24 protein-coding genes are annotated in these 25,448 nt (G+C 48.6%); 19 read left to right on the top strand and 5 right to left on the bottom strand.

The annotated features are described in order from the left end of the window. The first annotated feature begins 133 nt into the window (after positions 1–133). From serC to DRJ53_RS18155, 7 genes are all read left to right on the top strand, one after another. On the top strand, positions 134–1,210 hold the full coding sequence (serC, locus tag DRJ53_RS18125; protein WP_114237144.1) for a 3-phosphoserine/phosphohydroxythreonine transaminase: 1,077 nt from the start codon (positions 134–136) through the stop codon (positions 1,208–1,210). A 159-nt stretch (positions 1,211–1,369) separates the two neighbouring features. Continuing rightward, positions 1,370–2,737 (top strand): hypothetical protein, encoded by a 1,368-nt coding sequence (locus tag DRJ53_RS18130; RefSeq protein ID WP_114237080.1) that lies wholly within the window; start codon positions 1,370–1,372, stop codon positions 2,735–2,737. Positions 2,738–2,781: 44 nt separating this feature from the next. Continuing rightward, on the top strand, positions 2,782–3,447 hold the full coding sequence (locus DRJ53_RS18135) for a hypothetical protein (RefSeq protein WP_114237081.1): 666 nt from the start codon (positions 2,782–2,784) through the stop codon (positions 3,445–3,447). Positions 3,448–3,528: 81 nt separating this feature from the next. Next, positions 3,529–4,749, top strand: coding sequence for a DUF1015 domain-containing protein (locus DRJ53_RS18140; protein ID WP_114237082.1), 1,221 nt, complete (start codon positions 3,529–3,531; stop codon positions 4,747–4,749). Between the two features lie 325 nt (positions 4,750–5,074). Next, positions 5,075–6,088, top strand: coding sequence for a tetratricopeptide repeat protein (locus DRJ53_RS18145; protein WP_241558606.1), 1,014 nt, complete (start codon positions 5,075–5,077; stop codon positions 6,086–6,088). A gap of 579 nt (positions 6,089–6,667) precedes the next feature. Then, positions 6,668–8,467, top strand: coding sequence for an AMP-dependent synthetase/ligase (locus DRJ53_RS18150; protein WP_114237084.1), 1,800 nt, complete (start codon positions 6,668–6,670; stop codon positions 8,465–8,467). 169 nt (positions 8,468–8,636) lie between these two features. Then, complete coding sequence (locus tag DRJ53_RS18155; RefSeq protein WP_114237145.1) at positions 8,637–9,926, top strand: serine hydrolase domain-containing protein; 1,290 nt, start codon at positions 8,637–8,639, stop codon at positions 9,924–9,926. A 290-nt stretch (positions 9,927–10,216) separates the two neighbouring features. Here the strand turns inward: DRJ53_RS18155 and DRJ53_RS18160 are convergent, their stop codons facing one another. Further along, the gene (locus DRJ53_RS18160) at positions 10,217–10,873 is read right to left on the bottom strand and encodes a hypothetical protein (protein ID WP_241558608.1); all 657 of its coding nucleotides are present in this window, start codon (positions 10,871–10,873) and stop codon (positions 10,217–10,219) included. A 178-nt stretch (positions 10,874–11,051) separates the two neighbouring features. Between DRJ53_RS18160 and DRJ53_RS18165 the strand changes: the two genes are divergently transcribed. The 4 genes from DRJ53_RS18165 to DRJ53_RS21165 all read left to right on the top strand — a co-directional run bounded on the left by DRJ53_RS18165 (position 11,052) and on the right by DRJ53_RS21165 (position 13,789). Further along, a complete protein-coding gene (locus DRJ53_RS18165) occupies positions 11,052–11,450 on the top strand; it encodes a putative quinol monooxygenase (RefSeq protein WP_241558610.1) in 399 nt (132 codons plus the stop codon). A gap of 279 nt (positions 11,451–11,729) precedes the next feature. Further along, complete coding sequence (locus DRJ53_RS18170) at positions 11,730–12,896, top strand: IS4 family transposase (RefSeq protein WP_114237085.1); 1,167 nt, start codon at positions 11,730–11,732, stop codon at positions 12,894–12,896. A 105-nt stretch (positions 12,897–13,001) separates the two neighbouring features. Next, the gene (locus DRJ53_RS18175) at positions 13,002–13,409 is read left to right on the top strand and encodes a hypothetical protein (protein WP_114237086.1); all 408 of its coding nucleotides are present in this window, start codon (positions 13,002–13,004) and stop codon (positions 13,407–13,409) included. Between the two features lie 134 nt (positions 13,410–13,543). After that, positions 13,544–13,789 carry a hypothetical protein gene (locus DRJ53_RS21165; RefSeq protein WP_123893686.1) on the top strand — a complete coding sequence of 82 codons (246 nt, stop codon included), beginning with the start codon at positions 13,544–13,546 and terminating at the stop codon, positions 13,787–13,789. Between the two features lie 466 nt (positions 13,790–14,255). Here DRJ53_RS21165 and DRJ53_RS18185 read toward each other — a convergent pair whose 3' ends face one another. Next, the gene (locus DRJ53_RS18185) at positions 14,256–16,658 is read right to left on the bottom strand and encodes an outer membrane beta-barrel protein (protein WP_162303920.1); all 2,403 of its coding nucleotides are present in this window, start codon (positions 16,656–16,658) and stop codon (positions 14,256–14,258) included. Positions 16,659–16,908: 250 nt separating this feature from the next. Between DRJ53_RS18185 and DRJ53_RS18190 the strand changes: the two genes are divergently transcribed. From DRJ53_RS18190 to DRJ53_RS18200, 3 genes are all read left to right on the top strand, one after another. Beyond that, positions 16,909–18,507, top strand: a complete 1,599-nt coding sequence (locus tag DRJ53_RS18190) for a DNA recombination protein RmuC (protein ID WP_206609823.1) — start codon at positions 16,909–16,911, stop codon at positions 18,505–18,507. Between the two features lie 269 nt (positions 18,508–18,776). After that, the gene (vapB, locus tag DRJ53_RS18195; RefSeq protein WP_114237089.1) at positions 18,777–18,983 is read left to right on the top strand and encodes a type II toxin-antitoxin system VapB family antitoxin; all 207 of its coding nucleotides are present in this window, start codon (positions 18,777–18,779) and stop codon (positions 18,981–18,983) included. Next, positions 18,983–19,369, top strand: coding sequence for a type II toxin-antitoxin system VapC family toxin (locus tag DRJ53_RS18200; RefSeq protein ID WP_114237090.1), 387 nt, complete (start codon positions 18,983–18,985; stop codon positions 19,367–19,369). The genes vapB and DRJ53_RS18200 overlap by 1 nt, the downstream gene beginning before the upstream one ends. Positions 19,370–19,401: 32 nt before the next feature. On the opposite strand, the gene DRJ53_RS18205 is transcribed toward DRJ53_RS18200, so the two are convergent. Next, positions 19,402–19,929, bottom strand: a complete 528-nt coding sequence (locus tag DRJ53_RS18205) for a thioredoxin family protein (RefSeq protein ID WP_114237091.1) — start codon at positions 19,927–19,929, stop codon at positions 19,402–19,404. Between the two features lie 182 nt (positions 19,930–20,111). Between DRJ53_RS18205 and DRJ53_RS18210 the strand changes: the two genes are divergently transcribed. The 3 genes from DRJ53_RS18210 to DRJ53_RS18220 all read left to right on the top strand — a co-directional run bounded on the left by DRJ53_RS18210 (position 20,112) and on the right by DRJ53_RS18220 (position 22,877). Then, entirely contained in the window at positions 20,112–20,501 is a 390-nt protein-coding gene (locus DRJ53_RS18210; protein WP_162303921.1) for an MmcQ/YjbR family DNA-binding protein, read from the top strand. Between the two features lie 83 nt (positions 20,502–20,584). Beyond that, positions 20,585–21,538: a homocysteine S-methyltransferase family protein gene (locus DRJ53_RS18215; protein WP_114237093.1), complete on the top strand. Its 954-nt coding sequence runs from the start codon at positions 20,585–20,587 to the stop codon at positions 21,536–21,538. A gap of 142 nt (positions 21,539–21,680) precedes the next feature. Further along, on the top strand, positions 21,681–22,877 hold the full coding sequence (locus DRJ53_RS18220; RefSeq protein ID WP_114237094.1) for a serine hydrolase domain-containing protein: 1,197 nt from the start codon (positions 21,681–21,683) through the stop codon (positions 22,875–22,877). Positions 22,878–22,915: 38 nt separating this feature from the next. On the opposite strand, the gene DRJ53_RS18225 is transcribed toward DRJ53_RS18220, so the two are convergent. Both DRJ53_RS18225 and DRJ53_RS18230 read right to left on the bottom strand, forming a co-directional pair. Next, positions 22,916–23,356 carry a Fur family transcriptional regulator gene (locus DRJ53_RS18225; RefSeq protein ID WP_114237095.1) on the bottom strand — a complete coding sequence of 147 codons (441 nt, stop codon included), beginning with the start codon at positions 23,354–23,356 and terminating at the stop codon, positions 22,916–22,918. A gap of 122 nt (positions 23,357–23,478) precedes the next feature. Next, positions 23,479–24,096 carry an SCO family protein gene (locus tag DRJ53_RS18230; protein ID WP_114237096.1) on the bottom strand — a complete coding sequence of 206 codons (618 nt, stop codon included), beginning with the start codon at positions 24,094–24,096 and terminating at the stop codon, positions 23,479–23,481. A 35-nt stretch (positions 24,097–24,131) separates the two neighbouring features. Between DRJ53_RS18230 and DRJ53_RS18235 the strand changes: the two genes are divergently transcribed. Continuing rightward, a complete protein-coding gene (locus DRJ53_RS18235; protein ID WP_241558611.1) occupies positions 24,132–24,593 on the top strand; it encodes a YybH family protein in 462 nt (153 codons plus the stop codon). A gap of 138 nt (positions 24,594–24,731) precedes the next feature. Further along, positions 24,732–25,412: a DUF2480 family protein gene (locus DRJ53_RS18240; protein WP_241558613.1), complete on the top strand. Its 681-nt coding sequence runs from the start codon at positions 24,732–24,734 to the stop codon at positions 25,410–25,412. Positions 25,413–25,448: the final 36 nt, after the last annotated feature.

A 25,448-nucleotide genomic window follows, 5' to 3' on the forward strand; every position in this document is an offset into this window, starting at 1 on the left:
ACCCTTTGTGCTCCTTCCCGTCTTCGTGCCTTCGTGGTTCAAAAACATATCGCCATGTGCTGAAGTCCTTTGAATTTTGCCTGAGCCTTTTCCCTTATCCGTTACCTTTGGCTTCGCCAAAAAACCATCGCCAGTGAAGCACAATTTCAATTCGGGTCCTGCCGTACTTCCCCGGGAAGTATATGAAGAGGCCAGCAGGGCCATTTTAGATTTCAACAACACCGGGCTTTCCATTTTAGAGATCGGCCACCGCACCAACCTGTTTCAGCCCATAATGGACGAAGCCGTGGCCCTGATGAAAGAGCTGATGGGCCTCGATGCCAATCGTGAAGTGCTGTTTCTGCACGGTGGTGCCTCCACGCAGTTTTTCCAGGTGCCTATGAACCTGCTCGATGAAGGCCGCACTGCCGCCTACACCGACACCGGTGTATGGGGTGCCAAAGCCATCAAAGAAGCAAAGTTGTATGGCAATGTAGATGTGGTGTGTTCCTCGAAAGAAGCCACCTACACGTATATCCCTAAAGACTTTACCGTGCAGCCCGACAGCGTATACCTGCACATTACTTCCAACAATACCATTTACGGCACGCAGTGGCACAACTTCGAGCCTGTTTTTCGGGCAGGCGTGCCCGCTATTGCCGATATGAGCTCCGATATCCTGAGCCGGCCCATGGATTTTAACCGCTTCGACCTGATCTATGCCGGTGCGCAAAAAAACATTGGCGCAGCGGGTGTCAACGTGGTTATCGTAAATAAAAACATATTGGGAAAGGTGCAGCGCAAACTCCCGACCATGATGGATTACCGGGTGCACATTGAAAACGGATCCATGCTCAACACGCCGCCGGTTTTTGCCATCTACATCTGCATGCTTACACTGCGCTGGCTCAAGGCCAAAGGTGGCGTTGCAGCTATTGAAAAGGAAAACATAGCTAAGGCGGATCTTTTCTACAACACCCTCGATTCCTTACCCGAAGTATTTAAGGGCACTGTGGCCAAAGAAGACCGCAGCTTAATGAATGCCTGCTTTGTAATGCAGGATAAGGGCCGCGAAGAAGCCTTTGCAGCGCTGTGCCAGCAGGAAGGTTTTGTAGGCGTAAAAGGCCACCGCACCGTAGGCGGCTTCCGCGTATCGATGTACAATGCACTGCCTTATGAAAGCGTAGTGGCACTGACCGATGCCATGAAGCATTTTGCAAACAATACATAGTAATTTCCCGAATATAAATAGGGTGTAAACACCTGACTGTAGTGATGAGTTTTGCTCCCAATTTTGGTCTGGTAAATTTTTAAACCAAACCTATCATGAATTTAAGGAAATGGGCAATGGCCCTTTTGTTGGGGGGTAATAACCTCTTGCCAAAAAGAAATGAGACAGCTTGAACCAGACGTTTCAAAGCCCGAATTCCCTACTACTGAGGTTATGAAAAACAGGGTTAGCTTGCTAAAGGAAGTAAGTGAAGTATTAAAAAAGGTGTATGAGCATCCCAAAGCTTATTATGAAGTAAATGCGACGATTCTCTCGGGACATTATGAAGATGAACGGGTCTTATTAAAAGATCTTTTATTTCCGGAAACAAGTCCGCTTTATCAAAAAGAAGCATTTAAGGCATTTAAGGCACATCCCGGCAGCTTCAAGCAGCAATTTTATAGTGTGCTTGAAGCGGGCTCTTTTCCACACCTTAAAGCTGCTTTGGGGGCGAAAAGGACTGCAACTAACAATCAACTTAGTGGCATGCAACCAAAGGAGCAGTTTAATGTTGCTATTGCAACAGATACTGCACGTGAAATTTTCAGCAATTCAAATGGTGTAGCTATTTACTTTCCCTATTCGGAAAATTTTGGTTCTAATTTTACGCCAGCATATTTCGACAATATCAATACCGACCCGCATGGGAACTTGGCAACAATAGTGGCTGCTGATCGAATAGCAAACACGGCTCCAGGTAGCGAGCCATACCAATTTTTAGTTAGGTATGGACCCGCTAAAGAAGACTCTTATTTAGAAATCCGTTATCGATCCGTAATAGTAGATGATTCTTATGCGGAATTGAAGCCAACACATATTATTGGTATTGGGGCTGAAATAATTATGGATCCTCCTGCGCAACCCCCAGTCGTCACATCGATGAATAGGGTTTATGTGGGATGGGTTCGTATTGGAAACAACAAACAAGGTGATTGGCTTGTGAGTTATGGTAATGGAAATGGTGGAGGTTCTGAATTTCATATTGCTCGGATCAGTGGGTATTTAAAAATGGAGAATCAACAGGTGACAAATTTTGAAGGGGATGACTTTCCGGTTACGTTCAAACGTAAAGAAATTAGAAAGGGAAGGTGGAAGAGAGTTTATGGAGTATGGGACCCAGATTGGAAAACAAATAATTATGAACAGATTCTTGCGGTATGGGAAGCGGACTTTACCGGCACAGCAACTTTTACTGGTTCGATCACAACCACTGCGACTGTTACCCTTTCTCCAGGCAATACTGCCACCGCCACACGCACTCTAGGTTTTAGCATCCCTGTAAGCACTGAAGATCAGATATATAAGCAAAGAAAACAAGATAGACCATCCTACTTTGCGGGTGCAAAAATTGATCAGGGTTGGGGCTTTCAAATGTGCGATGATAAAGGTTGCAAAAACGATAACACTTTCCTCCCATCTGGTCAATCTTGGCCTAAGTTCGATCAAGGTACCGATTTTGGATTCACATGGCCATATAACACATTCTAAAATCATTTGCCAGCGAAGAGTGCTTTGCTGGCAAATTTTCTTTTATGGAAAGAACATTGTTTACAATCGGCATATTATTTCTGGCAAATTTCTGTCATTCACAAGAAATAAATAGTAGGTTCCATATAGATGCCGGTTACGGCCTTGCAGGCTCCTTCTTTGTACGCACCGTCACCGAAATGCCGCCCTTTGAAGCACCGGGGTACCGAGAATTTTCTAGGAAAAAGTTTGTAGGCAACGCTCAAAATATTTCAATTGGTTATCGTTTGAATGAGCGGTATTTGTTAAAAGGCGGCATCCACTACCAGCATTTTACAAGACGGGTACAGGTAAATCAAATGCTGGGGCCAGTTTCCCTTACGATAGACAAATCAATTCATCATAGAGATTACATGTACTATGGAGGTATAAACCGGCTATACCTGAAAAAGAAAGCTGTATTGAGTGGAGGTTTGGGATTATATTTTCTTGCCTCTAAAATGGAAAATATCCAATTCGGAAGCGGCAACCCAAGCTTTTATAATAATTATGAAACAACTTTGAATAACAGCCCAAAAAATTTAGAGATGGGTGCTTTTTCAGAATTCAGTTATGAATACAAATTTCAAACTAAAGTTAACCTGGGTGTAAAAGCGCAATTCTATTTCACCGTTTCAGCCATGTATGCTGAGTCTGTTGCACTTCTGCCATTTATAAAAATCAATTTCTAGCATAGTCGTTATTTAATAAAGTAAAAGGCTTTGGCATTCTCCGCCAAAGCCTTTTACTTTTGCCTTCACTAAACCAAAGGCATGGCAATCATCAAACCCTTCCGGGCACTGCGCCCACATATTGGATACGAAGCACAGGTAGCTTCCAAACCCTACGATGTGCTCAACTCCGAAGAAGCCCGTGCCGAAGCGGCCGGCAATCCCATTTCGTTTTTGCATGTAACCAAATCCGAAATTGACCTGCCCGCAGGTATTGACATACACACGGCCGAAGTGTACGAAAAAGCTGCCGAAAACTTGCAGCGCCTCATTGAGCGGTCCATTATTTTCCAGGAAGAAACCGAGTGCTACTACATTTACGAGCTGGCCTGGCGCGGCCGTACCCAAACGGGGCTGGTTTGTGTTTCTTCGGTGCAGGATTATTTCGATGACGTGATCAAAAAGCACGAATTTACCCGCCCCGAAAAAGAGCAGGACCGCATCGAACACATGCGCACCATCAAGGCACAAACCGGCAATGTGTTCCTGGCCTGCAAAGACAATGTGGACCTCACCAACACACTGGAGCAGTGGAAACGCGACAACCTTGCGGTGTACAATTTCACTGCCGACGATGGCGTACAGCACACCATCTGGGTGGTCAATGGCATTGCTACCATCGATGTGATCACCAATATTTTTAAAGAGCAGATTCCGTACACATACATTGCCGACGGCCACCACCGCGCTGCATCTGCGGCTAAGGTTAGCCGTGAGTTTCCCAACAGTGAGGCTGCGCAGTATTTCCTCACCACCATCTTCCCTGCCGACCAATTGGCCATCCTCGATTACAACCGCGTGGTAAAAGACCTGAACGGCCTGAACGAAGCCGAGTTTTTGCAAAAACTGGAAACAGATTTTACTGTTACCCCCGGTTCCGATCCGGTACAGCCCGCCGACCTGCACCAGTTTGGCATGTACCTCGGCGGCCGCTGGTACACGCTTACCGCTAAAGAAGGCACTTACACCACAGATCCCATTGGCGTGCTCGATGTAAGCATTTTGCAAAGCAATGTGCTGGCCAAGCACCTGGCTGTTGGAGATCCCCGCACCGACAAACGCATCGATTTTGTAGGCGGCATCCGCGGCCTGGCCGAATTGGAAAAACGCGTCAACAGCGGCGATGTGCAGGTGGCATTCAGCCTGCATCCCGTAAGCATCCAGCAGTTGTTCGATATTGCCGACAGCGGCAACGTAATGCCGCCCAAAAGCACCTGGTTTGAACCAAAGCTGCGCGACGGCCTGCTGACCCACCCGCTATAACAAAGCACCACGCATCAATATTTTTAAAGATTCCATCTCTTGAAGAGATGGAATCTTTTTTATGTACCCATCTGCCGTAATACTATTAAGCTGCCGTTGCGTCGCACTCTTGTACGTTTTGTTCGCTACTGAACACATGAAAGGCTTTCCAAATACATTTACTAACACAACTAATTCAGCGGTCCCCTTTCAAAGCAAAAATCTTTGTGCACCTTCCTGCATTCGTGCCTTCGTGGTTCAAAAAATCCCCTTCCCTCCAACCTCCTAAAATTTTTAACATCGGCCTAAGTCTGCCCTATCCGGCCACAGGCGGTATATTTGACCCATGAACAGACTGAAAAGCCTTTTCTTTTCTACCCTTATGGCGGCGGCCACGGTCGCTGGTGCGCAGGAACAAGATATGCAGCAAACGGCCCGCGCCTTTATGCGCAGCGGCGATTTCGACAATGCCATCCTGGTGCTCAACCGGGCGCTGGCTTCCGATAAAGAAAACCTGGACCTGCAAAAGGACCTGGTGCTGGCCCATTATTACAAACGCGATTATGCCAGGGCACTGGAAGGCGCTAAAGTGCTCATCGACCGCAATGATGTTGATGTGGTGAGCTTTCAAATTGCGGGCAACGTGTACAAGGCTTTGGAAGATGCCAAAGAAGCCGGCAAAATGTATCGCCGGGCACTGAAAAAGTTCCCGACCAGCGGCCCGCTTTACAGCGAATACGGCGAACTGCTTTGGGCCACTAAAGACAATGACGCCATTAACCAGTGGGAAAAGGGCATTCAGGTAGACCCTGCATTTGCAGGCAACTATTACAATGCGGCACTGTTTTATTCTTATACCAAAGACAAGATCTGGACGCTGCTCTACGGCGAAATCTTTGTAAACAAGGAAAGCCTCACCGAACGGGCAACAGCCATGAAAAAGCTGCTGCTGGATATGTATAAGGAAAAGCTGTTTACCGACCTGGGCACCGAAAATAAAAATGCCAGCGAGTTTGAAAAAGCGGTGCTGGCCACTTACAAAAAGCAGGAAGGATTGACCGGCCGCGGCCTCACTACCGAGTCGCTAACGGCCATCCGTACCCGCTTTGTGCTGGATTGGTTTGCTACCTACGCCACCAAGTTTCCCTACAAGCTGTTCGACTACCAGCAGCAACTGCTGCGCGACGGCATGTTTGAAGCCTACAACCAATGGCTGTTTGGCACTGTTGAAAACCTGCCCGCTTACGAAAGCTGGACACAGGCCAACAAAGAAGCCTATAACAAGTTCACCACTTTTCAGCGTGGCCGTATATTCCGCATGCCGGCAGGACAGTATTATAAGAAGGAAGAGAAGCGGTAGGAGGAGTTGGGAGTCGGGAGTTATGAGTTGTGAGCCTCGAGTGTCGAGAAGATGAGTGGACTATAAATTAAATGCCTTTAATATTTAAAAAGCTACGCAGTGCGTAGCTTTTTTTATTTCCAATTGCCTGCGCGTTTATTTACTGATGGCGCATAGCCGTCATTGCGAGGCGCTGCGGGTAATAGCATGCCATTTGTATTTGGTGCGCCGAAGCAATCTCCTGTTACATTGATCACTAATGATGCTGTACTATAAAACTTCGAATGATTGCAGGAGCTTGCTTCGGCGCACAGCATTTACCAATGTACACCAACACCGCGGCGCCTCGCAATGACGGGCAGCGAACTTATAATTACTACAAAGCAGTTTCCCAAACAACACATCATCCAACAGTGCGGCATCGCACATCCTAGATTTCGGATTTCGAATTTTCCATTTCGGATTTCCTCAATCGGATTATGAATCAATAACGCACCAACTAAGATTTATCATTTCCCTCTGAACCACCATCTTTGTCCATTCGGGGCTAAAACTTAAATTCGGGAAACGATTGTTGCCAACATTAAAAACTTACTTATTATGAGCAAGCCACGCAGGTTGTTTGACTGCCTTGAAGAACAAATGAAAACAGGCGGCCTGCCGGCCATGCTGGCAGCTAAAGAAGGTGGCGAGTGGCGCAAGTACCCTACTGCCGAAGTCATCACCATTGTAGAACAGCTGGCCACGGGCCTTTTGGCCAGCGGCATTTCGGCCAACGATATGACGGTGGAGGGCCGCGATAAAATTGCCATCCTTTCCAAAAACCGCCCCGAGTGGGTGTTCCTGGACCTGGCCGTGCAAAAAATTGGCGCCGTGCTGGTGCCTGTTTATCCTACCGTGCATGTAAACGACCTGGCTTTTGTGCTCAACGATGCACAGGTAAAAATGGTGTTTGTAAACGACGACGACCTGTTTCAAAAAGTGCAACTGGTGCTGCCTAAAGTACCTTCGGTGCAGCATGTTTTTTCGTTTGAACCCGTACAAGGTTGCCGCCACTGGAAAGAACTGCTGCCGCTGGGCACACAGGAGCATTACCAGCAAATGACCACGGCGCAGGAGCGCATCAACACCGAAGACCTGCTCACCATCATCTACACATCGGGCACCACCAGCACACCCAAAGGCGTGATGCTGTCGCACCACAACATATTGAGCAACGTGCTGTCCAGCATGTCTGTATTTCCGCCCGGCGAGGAAATGCGTTCGCTGAGCTTTTTGCCCCTCAATCATATTTTCGAACGCATGGTCACCTATGTGTACCTGTTTGAGCAAACCAGCATCTACTACGCCGAAAGCCTTGAAACCATTGGCGACAACCTGAAGGAAGTGCAGCCGCATATGTTTACCACGGTGCCGCGCCTGCTGGAAAAAGTATACGACAAGATCATGCAGAAAGGCGCCGAGCAAACCGGCATTAAAAAGAAATTGTTTGACTGGGCGCATGAACTGGCCACTAAATTCGAGATCAATAAGGACCAGGATATTTTGTACCGCGTGCAGCTGGCGCTGGCCAACAAGATCGTGTTTAGCAAATGGCGCGAAGGACTGGGCGGACAGCTTAAATGCATCGTTACCGGTGGTGCAGCCTGCCAGGTGCGGCTCATCCGCATTTTTACAGCGGCGCAAATCCCCATCATGGAAGGCTATGGTCTTACCGAAACTTCACCGGTAATTGCGGTAAACAAATACGAAGAAACGGGCCGCCGCTTTGGCACCGTGGGGCCAATACTTGATGGCGTGGAAGTGCGCATTGCCGAAGATGGCGAAATACTCACCAAGGGGCCCAACGTGATGATGGGTTATTACAAACGCCCCGACCTCACGGCCGAAGCCATACAGGACGGCTGGTTCCTCACCGGTGATATTGGCGAACTATCGGCGGATAATTTTTTAAAAATCACCGACCGCAAAAAAGAACTGTTCAAAACCAGCGGCGGCAAGTATGTGGCGCCGCTGCCCATCGAAAACAAACTGAAAGAATCGCCTTTTATTGAGCAGGTAATGGTGCTGGGCTCCGACCGCAAATTTGTGGGTGCACTCATTGTGCCTTCGTTTGCCAACCTGCGCAACTGGTGCCGCCAGCACGGCGTGCCCGATGCACCCAACGATGCCCTGATCAAACAAGGCAAAGTGCAGGAGCTATACCGCGGGCTGGTGGATAGTTACAACACTTATTTCAGCCAGGTGGAGCAGGTAAAACGTTTTGAACTGCTGCCGCAGGAATGGAGCATTGAAGGCGGCGAAATGACGCCCAAGCTATCCTTAAAACGCAAGGTGGTGATGGAAAAATATAGCGACATGGTGGAAAAGATTTACAACAACACCATGGAAAAAGTGTAAGCCCCTTTTACAAATAACACAACTCATTAAACCGCTGCTGCCACTTGCATGCAGCGGTTTTTTTATGGCTAATTTTTTTACGGTAAATAAAAGGCCGCAGCTTTCTTTAGCCTGCTTCATCTTATATTTAAAAGCTATTGGATACAACCAAAACCTTTTAGCTACAACAATGAAATACAGGTTCACTGCCATTGCCCTTGCCATAGTAATTACTGCTGGAGCACAAACAGGCTCTGCCCGCAAATCGCCGCCCCTTTCCGAAGCATTGCCCGAAACGGTAGGCATGTCGCCCGAGCGGCTGGCCCGCATCGACAGCCTGCTTCGCGGCGCAGTGGCACAGGCGCAAATTCCGGGAGCCGTGGCGCTGGTGGCCCGCAATGGTAAAATTGTGTACCACAAAGCATTTGGCATGGCCAACAACGAACGGGGCGAAGCCATGAAACAGGACGCTATTTTCCGCATTGCTTCGCAAACAAAAGCCATTACGGCCACCGCGGTGATGATGTTGTGGGAGCAGGGCAAATTTGGCCTCGACGATCCCATTTCGCGGTACATTCCTGAATTTAAAAACCCGCGGGTGTTGCAAAACTTTCGCTATGCCGATACCAGTTTTACCGCGGTGCCGGCAGCCAGGGAAATTACCATCCGCCACCTGCTTACCCACACATCGGGGCTGGGCTACGGCATGATTGATGGCGATGAACGGATGAAAATGATCTATCAAAAAGCGGGTGTGATGGACCTGTTTACCACCGAAAACATCAGCATTGGCGAAAGCGTAAAACGCCTGGCTGCATTGCCGCTGCACCACAACCCCGGCGAAAAATATACGTACAGCGAAGGCCTGGATGTGCTGGGTTATTTAATCGAAATTGTTTCCGGCGAACCGTTTGACCAATACCTGCGCCGCCACCTGTTTGAGCCGCTGGGCATGCACGACACCTGGTTTTACCTGCCGCAGCAAAAAACCGCCCGGCTGGTAACGGTGCAAAAAAAGGAAGGCGGCAAATGGGTGCCCTACCCCACTACTTTTTACGATCCTAATTACCCTGCAACCGGTGCCCGCACTTTCTTTTCCGGCGGTGCCGGGCTGAGCAGCACGGCAAAAGATTACGCTACTTTTTTACAGATGTACCTCAATGGCGGCGAACTGAATGGCACCCGCATCCTCAGCCGCACCACCATTCAAAGCATGATGGGCAACCAGGTCAAAAACCTGTTTAACGATCCGAACCGCCACTATGGACTTGCCTTTGGTGTGCTCAACGAAACGGGCCAGAACGCCGGCGGGCAAGGCAGTGTGGGTACGTTTGATTGGGCCGGATATTTCAACACACAATATTTTGCCGATCCCAAAGAAAAGATCATCGGCATTTTAATGAAACAAACACAAGGCCCCACCGGCGACCAGACCGGCGGCAGGTTCCGCATGCTGGTAGGCCAGGCGGTGGATGATTGAGGAGTTGGTAGTTGGTAGTTGGTAGTTGGTAGTTGGTAGTTGGTAGTTGAAAGACAAGAGATAAGTGATGGATATTGCGTTGGGGTAAAATAATTTTGAACAAATAATTATTGCACAAAAATGCGTTAGTGTTGACTGCAATGCCTTTTGAGTTTAATAAGGCGCGACCGAAAATCAAACGCTGATTGATTTTCGGTCGCGCCTCTGTTTTTGGAGAAGCAAAAAGGTAGATCCCACTAGAAGTTTGTTATGGCAGTAAAACATACTCGGTTTGAACACCAGCAGAACGGCTAATCGTCTTTTTCGTCAGCAGCTTTTTCTTCCAGCTTTTGCACCTGTTCCAAAATCACATCCGGCGACAGGTACAGCCGTGAAATCTTGTCTTTATAAGCCTGCGGCAGCGAGGCATGATCGAGTATAAAACGCTTGGTGGCAATAATGTGGTGGCCCAGCCCACGTACCACGGCCAGCGTGTCGGCGGTGCGTTCCGCTTTTTTTATAAAATCGGGAAACAGGTAATACCGATAACCAAAAGCCACCAGCTGCGCATTGCTGCGGCCTTCGTAATCGAGTATATGTCCCAGTTCGTGCCCAATCCAGCCAATCAGCACCTGGTCGGGAATATCCAAAATAGAAAGGCGTGCATTGATCAATTTAAACTCGGTGCTGATGTTGATGCGGTAGCGGCGCTTGCCGCGGCGCTGCAGCAGCGTGGCCGGCACCGGCTGCGCCTGCATCACCGATTTATTGAGGTTGCGTTTGAACCGGAAGTCGATGCGGACATGCTTTAATTCAGGAAAATGCGACAGCGCAATAAGCACGTTTCGTTCAATGGATCCGGGTATTTTTTTGTTGTGCCCAAATATCGAAAGCTCCGGTGGAATCTGGCCGTTGGTGTGCATTGCCTGCAAAAGGGTCATATAAAACGTGATCAGAATTTTGAACATAGCATAAATAAACGGGCCACCGGCTGGGCGCAACGGCTGTTGTATAAAGCTATCAGAAAAACGTACCAATTTGCTTGTGCAACTGAATGCCGCGAATAAATGTAACCGCGCCGCTACTGCATTTTGCTTCGAAAAAGATGTACCAGCGGCATGAGTGCGGAAAGGCTAATTTTAAAACATGAAATTCTGCATCACAATCCTGTTGGCCATTTTAAGCAGCAGTATTACACTTGCGCAAAATCCGGGCATGATGGTTCGCATAGCCGAAATAGAAGTGCACGCCAACCATCTGGAAGCCTACAAAACCTTTTTAGAAGAAGAAGCCCGCGCATCGATACAACTGGAGCGGGGCGTTATTTGCATCTACCCGATGTTTCAAAAAGGAGCGCCAACGCAAGTGCGCATTCTGGAAATATATGCCAGCCGCGAAGCATACGAAGCACACCTGCGAACACCGCATTTTCAAAAATATAAAACCGGCACGCAGCAAATGGTCAAATCACTGAAGCTGGTAGATATGGATGCACTTGATCCCAAAACGATGGCGCTCATTTTTTCCAAACATGGCCGCAAATAAATGAGAGTTTATCCGGATCTATGATGTTAGGGTTCATTTCACAAATACCCATATTGCTGCCGATCTATTTTGATTTTACGCTTAAATAAAATTAATAAGCAGAACTTTTAGGAATTTTCAGCGATCTATGAAATGAGCTGTCATCACTAGTGTTGCGTTTAGCTTTATCACAAAATGCTAAAACCTTTACTGGTTAAGCGTTTCAGCGTTTCTGCTTGTGAAAACGATTTGAAATCACTGGATAGCTGCCTAAATCTAACCGATTGACTATCATCGGTTATGAATTCTGGTAAGTATGTCTTTTCCCAGCTCATGGCCCTGATTTCCTACAAAAAGTTCCAATCCATTGTCGCACACCATAAAGGCGATTATAAGGTTCGGGAGTTTACCTGCTGGCACCAGTTTCTGCACCTCGCATTTGCACAACTCACCCAGCGGGAATCGCTGCGCGATGCGATGCTTTGTCTTAAGGCAAACCACGCCAAGCGTTATCATCTGGGCCTGGGCGAAGCTGTTGCACTTTCCACCCTCACCCGTGCCAATGAAAACCGGCCTTCTGCAATCTTTGAAGAAATTGCTTTGGATTTGCTGCAGCAGGCAAGGACACTTTATCACAACACTCCGGGCGACATCTCGGGTATCAAAGCAGACATCTTCGCTCTTGATGCCACTACCATAGACCTATGCCTGAGTACTTTCTGGTGGGCTCATTTCCGCTCAACAAAAGCAGGCATCAAACTGCATACACAACTGGACCTGCACCATGGACTGCCCCACTTTGTGCTCATCACCAATGCCTGCGTACATGAAGTACACCTAATGGATATGCTTCACTATGAAGCGGGCAGTTTTTACATCGTGGACCGCGGATACATAGACTACAAGCGGATTTACCGCATCCACACCTCAGGGGCTTTCTTTGTTACCCGTGCCAAGGACAACATGAACTACCGCCGTGTGTACTCTTACGCTAAGGACAAGGAGGCTGGTGTACGCTTCGACCAGGCCATCCTGCTGAACAACTACTATGCGGCACGCCACTACCCAATCAAATTGCGTTTGGTCAAGTACTGGGATAAAGAGCAGGAAAAGACATTGCTGTTCTTAACCAACAACATGGAATTGCCTGCATTAACCATAGCCCGGTTGTACAAGGAGCGTTGGCAGATAGAGTTATTTTTCAAGTGGATAAAGCAGCACCTGAAAGTAAAATCCTTTTTTGGGCAAAGCGAGAATGCGGTGAAGATTCAATTGTGGAATGCACTTGCGGTGTATGCAGTGGTGGCTATTGCAAAAAAGCGCTTTTCAATTACACATTCCTTGTATGAGATGTTGCAGGTTATCAGTCTTTCTGCCATGGAAAAAGTACCCATAGCAGAGCTTTTCAACTACAGCCATCTACATAAAACCAGAAACCAACAACATAACCAGTTGAAAATGTTCTAACTATAACGCAACACTAGTGAGCTGTCATAATTTCTCTTTTTTTGAACTCAGCTGTTGCATATTAAATATTTGTAAAATATATTCATGTCTTAAAACCAAAACAACATGCGTATTTCATTGATTTTGATGGTGGCGCTGCTACTTGCAGGCTGTCAGAAGGAAAACACTCTACCCTGCCTAGAAGAGATCTCCAAGGACACCCGTTTCCAGGCCCTTATCCAGTTCAACCATGCTGCATTCAAGGCAGCTGCCGCAGGCACCGCCCATTACGGGTTCCCCTCGCAGCAGGCCTACGAGGAAGCCGTGACCCAGCAGGGTGAAAATGTGCGGTATGTCCACGAACGCTACCGCTGGGAAGGCCACAGCCGCGGTGCACAACTTTCAGCTGTTGTCAGTACCTTTAAGGAGCTAAAGCTCTATGGCTCCAGGAGGCCGGCATCAGCAATATCTCCGGAAGGTGTGAACAGCGTCGCACGGCATGCCTTGTTTCCACCGCTGCGGAGGCAACCCTAATGCACTTGGGCTGCACTGCCTTGGACCTGACCATTATCGGTGGCATTGCCTGCCACGGGGCAGCCATTACTTGGCAGCTGAGCGAAAGCGCCATTTGCAACATGGATTATAGTGAATGCAGAAACTAACTCACTATGAAAAATATAAACTACAAAGCACTGCCTGCACTCGCCCTGATCATTGTAATCTTGGGCGGATCGCTGCGCCGTATGGATACTTCCTGGAGCACTGCTGCGTGGATCGCCTGCGTGGTCGCAGGGGCGGCTATTTTAGGTCTTTCTTTCGCCAAGCGAAGCGACCCCCTGCCCAAAGCTCGAAAGTTGCTCCTAGGCATTTCCTTAGCCTCTACGTTAGTCATATTTCTGGCGCATCTGCTTTAAAACCAAAGCCCCATGGATTGCTCCTGGGGCTTTTTACTGTGCAATCATGAGCGGATTCGAACCCCTACTAATGGATTTGGAAGCCATTGTGCTACACTTAAACTACACGCCTGTATAGAAAGTTTGTTGAAGTAGTACCATACCGTCTTGAAAGGTCTCTAAATCGATGGAAGTCACTCCCATTTATAACTGTACATTAAAAGATGGACAATACCGCTGAGTATCGGGTGCAGATCTGTTTTATACCTTCGATGCTCCGGCTTGATTACTTTACTTCCTTTTTCAAATCAGGAGTTGGGCAGCATAAGAAGAGTTCGAGTTACCACACCCTTTAGCTCACCGCCTTTACTGCAAGCATGGTTCGCTTTTCATACTCAGCGCATAATATAACCCTTATTCATCCCCAGTAACGTAAATTCAGGTAACTTTTGAATGATTGTTGTTACAGCAAGCCCAATAAAATTGTTTACTGTCCTACCCTGTTCTGTTCTTCCTGCGCACCGCCGCTGCGGCGGCTTTGTTGCACGTTCTCGCCTTTGCTAAACCGGTAAGTAAACGTGAGGCCCACGCGGCGGTTGTCCCATAGGTTGTTTACCTGCATGTCGATGTTATCGTGGTTAATCAGCACTTTTACTTTTTGAATGCGGAACGGATCAATCACACTCAGCTTGATGCTGCCTTTGTTCTTTAGTATTTGTTTGCTGGCGCCAAACGAAACCACGTACACCGGCTGAATAACAAACATGCTGGTGGCTAACGATTTGCTTTGGTAAAAACCACTCACTTCGGCACCCCAGGTGTTGGCAAAACGAAACTGCTGGTTGGCGTTGAACGAAAAAGTAGTGATGTCGGTTTGCAGCGATACGTTGTTCACCAAACCCTTGTACAGGCTGTTGTACACGTTGCCATACAGGCTGGTGGTCCACCACTTGGTAAGCGGTGCATTATAGCTTACGGCAGCGCCAATGTTGCGGCGTGTGGCCACGTTTTCCTTGGTCTGGAACGTAACTTTTGTAACATCGTTTTGCTTTAAAATATCGTTGATGATATCGGTGGTGTAGGTATAGTTCAGCGTTGTATTGAGCTTGCTTTTATATACATGGCTCAACTCAATATTGTGGGTAAACTGTGGCGTAAGGTAAGGGTTGCCCTGGTTAAAAGTATAGAGGTCCAAAAAGCGCTGGAATGGGTTCAAGTCGGCATAGTTGGGGCGCTCCACGCGGCGGCCGTAGTTGAGGCCAAATGAGTTTTGTTCGTTCATTGCATATGAAATATACGCCGTGGGAAACAACTGGAAATAGCTGCGCGAAATGCTTTTTTTCAACAGCTTTTGCGTGCCTTTGTTGGCGGTGTGTTCGCCGCGGAGGCCTGCCTGGAAACCCCATTTTTTTAACTGTGTGCTGAAGTTTACATAACCGGCACTGATCTGTTCGCGGAATGCAAAATGATCTTTACGTACATCATCCACCCACTTGCCCGAGCCAGCCTCGTAGGTTTCGTATGGTGCGTTGTTATCGGTGTTAACGGTGCTCGATTTAAGGCCTGCTTCCAGCTTGGTTTCCTTGCTCAGCGGGTGCACATAATCAACCTTGGCGCTGTAGATAGAAATATTGGAAGGCAGGTTGCCGCGCAGCAGGTACACCGCTTCGGGCTTGTTGGGGTACTGTGAGCGGTTGTCTACCATCAGGTCGAGTTTGGAAACATAACTAATGTAGTCCAGGTCGGCAGTGATTTCGCGGCCGGCACTGTTCAGCACCCGCCGAAAGTTGCCGTTCAGGGTCAGGTTGTTCCAGGTGCTATTGTCCCAGCCCAGCGCCGTAATGCTCGAGTCGGTTGCGTTGCTGCCCAGTTGAAACAGGCGGCCGTCGCTGGTATTAAATCCTTCGTTTTTGTTGATGCGGCCACCGGCTACAAAACCAACCGTGGTGTTTTTATCAACCGAATAATCGATACCTACCCGTGCATTGTAGTTGTGGCTGGTATTTTTATCAAAACCAATCTGGTCGAACACTGAAGTGCCACCGGCGCCATGAAACCGGCGCACCAAGGATTGTGTGTTCACACCCTGCCACAGCGAGTAGCCACCGTTGGTAAATACATTTATTTTCCCCTTGCGGTAATTAAAGCCAAACGAGTTGGGTGCTTTGGGATAATCGCCCTGCACATAACTGAGGCTGATGTTGCCGTTGAAACCGGTTTGCTTGTTCTTTTTGGTACGCAGGTTAATAACGCCGGCGTTGCCTGCCGCGTCGTATTTAGCCGAAGGCTGCGTCATGATCTCTACCTGCTCCAGTTGGCTGGCGGGCATGCTGCGCAGCAGGTTGGCCAGCTCCTGTGCACTGAGGTATGTTTGCTTGCCATCCATCAGCACAACCACGCCCTGCTTGCCTTTGAGGCTGATGTTGCCATCGCGGTCCACCGAAATGCCCGGCGACTTCTCGAGCAGCTCCAGTGCATTGGCGCCGGCGTTGGTGGGCGATGCATCTACGTTCACCACCATTTTATCCAGCTTTGTTTCCACCATGGGTTTGCGTGCCTGCACGGTTACCCCGCTCATGGCGGCAGCAACGGCTTCCAGCCGCAGCACAGCTGCCTTGCCCATTTCGGCCGCTACATAGGCCGGTGCAAAACCCACCGAAGTGGCCATGATGAGGTACTTGCCTGCCGGCATTGCGGCAAATTCGAAACGGCCTTCCTTATCGGTTACCGAAAGCTTTACCAGCGACGAGTCGGTGGCCTGCAGCAGCGACACCGATGCTGCGGGTAACGGGTTGCCAGCGCCATGCACCGTGCCGGTAATATGCAACTTTTCCTGGGCCAGGACGGCAGTGGTAAAAAGTATGGCAATAAGGGTGAGCACATTTTTCATGGCGTAAATGTGGCAACTATAGCGGCGCCACAAATGCGGAAAAGGATGAACAGCCCCTTTGGCATGATAAAGGCCGGATTTTGGTTTAGGAACCACCATTTGCGCGGCGGTGATGCACCCTGTTTTTTTGTTTGTGGTAAAATAAGCCGCGGCAGTATGCTGTTTGCTCCGCGGCGCAACAAAAAGGGGATGCAGCCGTTTGGATGAGCATGCGTATTTTGCAAAAAATATTAGCAAAAACATCCCGCTTATGGACCCGCTGCTGCTCTTGCTTTGTGTTTTGGTTTCGCTGGCCATTGTGCTGATCATTGTTTTCCGGCCCCGGCAAAATGGCGGCGTTGAATCGCTCAATGCCCGCTTCGACGCACTGTCGGACCGGCTGGACAAGCTTACCCAATCGCTACATACCGACCTGCGCGATAACCGTGCAGAAATGGCTGCCGCTGCCCGCGACACCCGTACCGAGCTGGCGGCTTCCATACAAGGGCTGCGCACCGAACTGACCCACACGCTGGGCCTCATTACCGAAGGCAACCGCACGGCCATGGCAGGCATCCACGCCACGCTGGAAGAACAAATTGACCTGCTGCTGGACCGCATTGCAGAAACGGGCCGCCACAGCCGCACCGAGCTGGCACAAAGCCTGCGCCTGTTTGGCACCGAGCAAAACGCCCGGCTCGAAACTTTTACCACCAGCCAGCAGGAAGGCGCAGACCGCACCCTTTTTCAGCTGGAGCGCATGGCGCAAAAAGTAGAGGAAAAACTGACCGCCGTAAACGAGCAGGCCCGCGCCGATGCCCACCTGATGCGGCAAACTTTGGAAACATCGTTTAAAGGGTTCAACCAAACATTTACCGACGGCGTAGACCGGATGAATAACCTGCAACGCGAAAAGTTTGAGCACCTGCAACGCGAACAGCAAGAGCTGGTGCAGCATACTGCCCAAAAGCTGGAACACATCCGCGAAACGGTAGAAGAAAAGCTGCAGAAAACCCTGCATGAACGGCTGGGTCATTCGTTTGAGCAAGTGGGCCGCCAACTGGAAAGTGTGCAAAAAGGCCTCGGTGAAATGCAGCACTTGGCGCAGGATGTGGGTGGATTGAAAAAGGTATTGAGCAATGTGAAAATGCGTGGCGGCTTTGGCGAGGTGCAGCTGGAAATGCTGCTGGAAAACATCCTGGCGCCGGAGCAATACGCCGCCAACGTGGCCACCAAACCGGGCAGTGCAGAGCGGGTGGAATTTGCCATTCGTTTTCCGAACAAGGACGGCGACCGCAACTATGTGTGGCTGCCTATTGATGCCAAGTTTCCGAAAGATGCCTATGAGCAACTGCAGGATGCCTATGACGTTGGCGATCATGCGCAGATTGAAGCAGCGCAAAAAGCGCTGGAAAACGTGATCAAAAAAATGGCCAAAGACATTTGCGAAAAATACATCGACACGCCCAACACCACCAACTTCGGCATCTTATTTCTGCCTTTTGAAGGCCTGTTTGCCGAGGTGGTGCGCAAGGCCAGCCTGCTGGAAGAAGTGCAGCGCACCTGCAATGTGGTAATTACCGGGCCTACCACGCTGGCAGTGATTTTAAACTCGTTGCAAATGGGCTTTAGAACGCTGGCCATTCAAAAACGCAGCGGCGAAGTGTGGACGGTACTGGCCGGTGTAAAAAAGGAATTTGAACAGTTTGGCGGCCTGCTGGAAAAAGCACAAACCAATATTCAGCGCGGCCTCAACGACCTTGAAGGTGTGGTGGGTGTTCGTACCCGCGCCATCCAGCGCAAGCTACGCGGCGTGGAAGTGCTGCCAGATGCTGCAGAGGGATTGGGACTAGAGGAAGGCACAGAGTAGGTTGTTGTTTTTTTTATGGAAAAGCCTTGTGATGCGGGGCTTTTGGTTTTTTACCTTGAATGTTTGATTGGCAATAGGCTTCGACATCAAGAATGGAACCATTTTACCACAGTTCCATTTACTTAAATGATATACTCCGTGCAGCGTCATAACTAAACTTGCCCATCGAATGCCTAAAGAAAACTTTAAGACAAAGCGAACAAGTTCACAGAAATGGCTGGCCGGTCTTATGTGATGTTTGGTTAAATTTGAAATGATAACTTTTTGCCGTGGATAATCTAACCTTATACAACAAGCTATCCGCTTTGCCTGATCATTTAAAGTCAGAGGTTGGTGATTTTATCGACTTTCTCGCATTAAAATCAAAGCAACAGGCGCAAAAGCCCACACCGGTTTTTGGCAGTGCCAAGGGCCTTATTATCATGCACCCAGACTTTGATGAACCACTTGATGATTTCAAAGAGTACACCACCTGATGCAGCGGAATCTTTTAGACACTCATACCATACTTTGGTTTCTTGCTGGGAGTGAACTTATTTCTCCAAATGCCAAAACGAAAATCGAGGCAGCAGGCACAACCAATTTTATAAGCATTGCAAGCTTGTGGGAAATGGCGATAAAGATTAGCCTGGGCAAGCTTGAATTACGTACTTCATTGCATCACATCCATGGTCAAATTGCTGCCAACGGATTTGAACTATTGCCAATCACTTTAGAAGATACGCTTCTTATATCCACGCTGCCTTTTCACCACCGCGATCCATTTGACCGGATCATCATTGCACAAGCAATTAATGGTGGAATGACCCTTATTACAAAAGACCAACATTTTACGGCTTACGAGGTCGAGCATTTGTGGTAAAATGGTTCATAGAAAATTCCTTGTTCCATTCCTCACCGCTCATTCATCCGAAACCTTTTCTCAATCACTTTTAATTGGTCTTCATTCAGCGAAGATGTTCTGCGCAGCACACTGATGAAATAAGCCACTTCCACTTCATTAGCAGGGCAGCCGCTGTTGCTTCCGGGTTTGTACTGCGAGTTGGCCAATACTTTTCCATTTTTATCCATCACCAACCAATAAGGAATGCCTTGGTCATCACCCCCGCCGTTTCGTTGCAGCAGCTCTAATGCGCCGGGATTTTCCAATGCTTTTTTATCCTTCGATTCGTACACCGTGAGGTGCGTGGTTACATAGTTTTTATCGATCAGGGGCTTAACGGCTTTGTCTTGCAACGATGTGTCCATTGCGTGGCACCAGCCGCACCAGGATGCATGAAAAATCAGCAGCACATTTTTGCTTTCTTGTGCGGCCTGCGCATACACCGGCTGCAGCACTTCTGCAGCTGAAGGTGTTTTGCCTTGCGCATGGGCGCAAATAAGCGCCATCAGAAAGCTGCAAACAATCAGGGTCTTTTTCATGCAATAGTTTTAATGAAGCTACTTATATTTTTATCCAAAACATAGGCAGGTTGTGGTTTTAGCAATGTAAAAACTGTAAGGCATCCCGCAGTTTTTCCTTTTGCAATTATTACCTTGAATAACGTGACACTGTTTCGATCATGCAGAAATCTGGTGCAGCAGCACACTTTAAAACCATCCACATGAACGCCAAGCCACCGCGCTTCAACTACGCCGACTTTGAGCCCCTGCGCGATATTGCACTCCGCTTTCCCGGCACAGAAGAAAGCACATCACACGAAGGCACACCATCCATTAAAGTGCGGGGCAAGCTGATGTGCCGGCTCCACGATAGTGGCGCATTCTTTTCCATCCGGCTCACGTTTGATCTCAGGGATCAATACATCGACAGCCACCCCGAAATTTTTCACCTGCCCGAACATTTCAAGCCTTATCCATACATAGCCATGTGGCTTGAGGGATACAATAAAAAGCTGCTGCAGGAAATACTGGAAGCCAGTTGGCGTGTGCTGGCATCAAAGAAACAGATTGCAGCATGGGAAGCAGGCAGTTTTAATTGCGGCAAAACGTAGCTATATTATGCATTAACGGGCACGGATAATGACTTCCGCATCATGACGATGCCTTTATCCGGTGCACTTAAAAAACCATAACCATGGCCATCCATAAAACAGCACTACCCCATGTATCAAACGAGTTGTTTTTAACCGACGGCGGACTGGAAACAACACTGGTATTTATTGAGGGCTACGAGTTTCCTTGTTTTGCTGCCTTCGATCTTTTGAAAAACGAACAAGGATACAGGGCCATCAAAGATTATTACAAACGTTACCTGAACATCGCCAAAAGCTTTAAAACAGGATTTATTCTGGAAAGCCCTACATGGCGTGCCAACCCCGATTGGATGGCTAAAATTGGTTATCCGCCCAATGCATTGGTGGATGTAAATGAGCAAGCAGTGCAGCTCCTCTTTTCGCTAAAAAATGAAGTGCATAACGATGTACCCCATGTTCTGATCAGCGGCTGTATCGGGCCACGCGGCGATGGTTACATCCCAACCCAAATAATGACCGCTGAAGAAGCTGCACAATACCACGCCGGCCAAATAGCGGTGCTGAGCAAAACCGGGGTTGATATGATTTCGGCAATTACAATGAACTATGCAGCAGAAGCCATTGGCATTGTCAATGCAGCAAGCGCTGTTAGCCTCCCGGCAGTGATTTCGTTTACGCTAGAAACGGACGGAACGCTTCCCGAGGGAATTAGTTTACCAGAAGCCATTGAATTGGTCGACAATAGTACATTAGAGCCACCAATCTATTATATGATCAACTGCGCCCATCCCACACATTTTTCAAAGCAATTAATGCAAAGCAAAGAGCAGGGCTGGATGAGCCGCATCAGAGGGATCCGCGCAAATGCATCTTGTAAAAGCCATGCCGAACTGGATGAAGCTACAGAACTGGACAGGGGCAATCCGCATGACCTTGGGAATGAGTATAAAAAACTCAAAGATCTGTTTCCACACCTAAACGTTTTTGGTGGTTGTTGCGGCACCGATGACGAACATATTTTGGCTATTGCAAAGCAGGTAGCAATGACTTATTAACGATACCCAAAGCCGGCTGTTGTTTTTTTCAAACCCAGCCGAACAATAATTTACCGCATCAATTCTAAGTAAATAAATCGCCCATCCAATAAGCTTGCTGCTTCCCGATAAGAACACTACACCCAATTATAATTCACAAATCATGCGTACTAAAACCCTGCTCTTCCTGCTCTTGTACATTGCTTCACTGGCTGATGTTCGGGCACAAAGCGTGGCCAAACTCGACAACAGTAAAATCAGTGTGCAGGCACTGGACCAAAAGATACAGGCACTGATGCAAGCCGGCCATGTGCAAGGATTGGCCGTTGCCGTATTCAACAACCGCAAGCCGGTATACACCAAAACTTTTGGCTATAAAAACCTACACACAAAAGCGCCCATTACACCTACTACCAACATATATGGCGCATCGCTCAGCAAGGCCGTTTTTGCAGTGTTGGTAATGAAACTGGTGGAAGAAGGTGTGCTGGATTTAGATAAACCACTGCAGGCGTATTTGCCCAAACCCATTTACGATTTTACACCCACAAAGAAATGGCACGACAACTACAGCGATCTGAAAACGGACACGCTGTATCAAAAAATAACGGCAAGAATGTGCCTCGACCACACCTCCGGAATGCCCAACTGGCGCTGGTTTGAGCCCGATCAAAAGTTGCGGATAAAATTTACACCCGGCTCGAAGTATCATTATTCCGGCGAAGGCCTGGTGTACCTGCAGGTAGTGCTGGAGCACATGCTGGGCAGGCCATTAGAGCAACTGATGCAGGAAAAAATTTTTGCCCCACTGGGCATGACCCGTTCATCGTATACCTGGCAGCCAGCATTTGAAGCGGACTATTGTATGGGCCATAAAAGCGATGGCGAACTGTATGAAAAAGACAAAGACAACGAACCACGATCTGCTAGCACACTGGAAACAACATTGCAGGATTATATACTTTTTACCAGCGCTGTACTTAACAAACGCATACTAAAGCCAGCTACTACACAACAAATGTTTACACCACAAATCAGGCTACGATCGGTGCAGCAGTTTGGCCCGTTCAGCCAGGTTGATACTGCTGCAAATGATCACATTGAATTGAGCTATGGGCTGGGTTGGGGACTGCTCAAATCGCCTTACGGCTGGGGCGCATTCAAGGAAGGTCATGGCGATGGCTTTCAGCATTACTCCATTATTTTTCCAAAAAGCGGAACCGGCATCATTATCATGAGCAACAGCGATAACGGGGAAAGTATTTTTAAAGAGTTGCTGGCAACAGCCATCGGTGATACGTTTACACCGTGGCACTGGCAAAACTATATTCCATACAATCAACGGCAGGAGGCGCAGTAATTACGATTGACAATCGAAGTAATTATTGACTCCCACACCTACTTATTGCAATTGTTACAAACCCCATGAATCACCACCTGCACATTTTGTGCAACATAGCCTTTTGGTAAATCCATTGCAGGCGACACTACATGATCGAGACAGGTAGTAACATTACAGCTGGCGCAGATAAAATGCACGTGATCGTCGTGGTGATGGTGCTCGGTACAGTCGCGGCAAAGCGCATAACGCACCATGTTGTCGGCAGTGGGTATGGAGTGTACAATGCCTTTTTCTTCAAAGGTTTGCAGGGTGCGGTAAATGGTTACACGGTCGAATTTTTCGCCGGCTTTTTTTTCAATATCGCCATGCGCCAATGCATCATGGCTGTTCATAAATAAGGACAGTATTTTTTTGCGGCTGTCTGTTACGCTCAGGTTTTTGCGCCGCAGCAGGTCGGCTATTTTAGTTTCCTGTATGATGGTTTCTGTAGTGCTCATGATTAATACATGTTCAATTTACGATTGCCGATTTACGAATGACGATTGGGCTTAACTCAAAAGGACTTTAATTTCGTGAGACCTCAAATTCGTCAATTCAAAATCGTAAATCGTCAATCCCGTCAGCTTTGCTGCTCCAGCAGCTTTTTGATCTCCCGGCTCAGTTCTTTCATTTCGCTGGGCTTCAGGCCATCATAAATTTTTACCACGTTGCCCTGCCGGTTTACCAGCGCTATAAACTGCGTATGCAAAAAATCATCTTCCACGTTCGATACGTCGTTGCGCGGATCATCAATTTTATAGGCATGCCGCGCCAGGTTGTACAGGCTGTCCTTTCGGCCGGTCAGAAACACCCACTGCCGCGTATTTACCCCCATTGAGTCGGCATAGCGCTTCAGGCGGGCTGCCGAGTCGGTAGCGGGGTCGCTGGTGTGCGACAGGATCATAAACCCGGGTTGGTCTTTAAATTCATCGTACACAACCCGCAGGTTGCGGTTCATTTTGGGGCAAATGCCTTTGCAGGTAGTAAAAAAATACTCCACTGCCACCACCTTGCCGGCAATATCTTTTTCGGTTACGGGCTGCCCGTCCTGGTTTTCAAAAACAAAAGGCTGCACCTGGCCGATGGGCGGAATGGTTACTTTGGAAAAACCAGGAATAACAGCCGAAAGGGCCAGGAAAAATCCAACAACGAGAATGGCAAAGAAAATAATGTAGAAAATGGGCTTGCGGGATTTCATAATAGGTGCAAATTTACCAACAAAAAGGGAGCGGAATGCCCAATACGGCGCTGCCTGCCACCCTGCACGCCATTTTTATGAAAACAATGATGCTTTTGCTCGGGCTTTTTTGCAGCTCTGCCCTTTTTGCCCAAACCGATGAAGCGGCCATCCGGGGCCTGATGGCGCAGCAAACCGCTGCCTGGAACCGCGGCGACCTGGAAGGCTTTATGCAAACCTATTGGAAAAGCGACTCGCTGCTGTTTGTAGGCAAAAGCGGGCCCACCCGCGGCTGGCAAGCCACCCTCGATAATTACAAACGCGGCTACCCCGATACCGCAGCCATGGGCCAACTCAATTTCAACCTGCTGGAGTTCAGGCGCCTTTCGGCGGACCATTATTTTGTGGTGGGCAAATGGATGCTGCAGCGAACCGCCGGCAACCTTAGTGGGCATTTTACGCTGCTGCTCCGCCGCTTTGGCCGGGATTGGAAGATCGTGGCGGATCATAGTTCTTAGGGTTTGTTGCAAAACGCCGTCATTGCGAGGCTTATAGGTCGGTCATTGCGAGGCGCCGCGGTGGCTACGTTCTTAAGCGCACCAGTGCGCCGAAGCAATCTCCCACTGCCATTCGGGTCTAATTGCCAACTGCAGGGTGTGCCAGCCGGCCCCAAAGGAGATTGCTTCGGCGCCGCAAACACAACCAACTACAACGCGGCCGCTGCGCCTCGCAATGACGGAACAACCACTTTCCCGCAGCAACAGCAATCCACCACAACAGATCCTGTTAATCCTTATCCAATCCTGCCCATCACTGGTTACCTTTGCACCATGAGCGATCTATTGGTAAACAAAGTGGCCAACAGCGGCCTCATTACCCTCGACCTGGGGCAGTTTCTGCCCAAAGGCGAGATCAAGGTATTTGACCTGAAGGATTTCCTCTTCATGGGGCTGATCCTGAAAGAAAAAGATTACCGCGAGGCACTGAAAGCCCGCACCTGGGAGGAGTTTGAAGGACAAAATGTAGCTGTTACCTGCACCACCGATGCCATCATTCCGGTATGGGCGTTTATGCTGGCAGTAACTTACCTCGAGCCGGTAGCCAAAGACGTGTTTTTGGGCACCGCCGAGGAAATGCACAAACACCTGTTGCTGAAAAATATTGAAGGCGTGGCGGTGGAGCCGTACACCGAGCAGCGCATTGTGGTAAAAGGCTGCGGCGAAACGCCCATCGATAACGTGGCGTATGCAGCCATCACCAAGGTGTTGCGGCCGGTGGCCAAAAGCATCATGTATGGCGAGCCCTGCAGCACAGTGCCCATTTACAAGAAAAAATAAGGAGCGGCACGGCTCCTTTTATTTTGCCCTATTATT

Origin of the sequence: Paracnuella aquatica, assembly GCF_003332885.2 — a bacterium.
In the GTDB taxonomy this organism is placed as follows: Bacteria; Bacteroidota; Bacteroidia; order Chitinophagales; family Chitinophagaceae; genus Flavisolibacter; species Flavisolibacter aquaticus.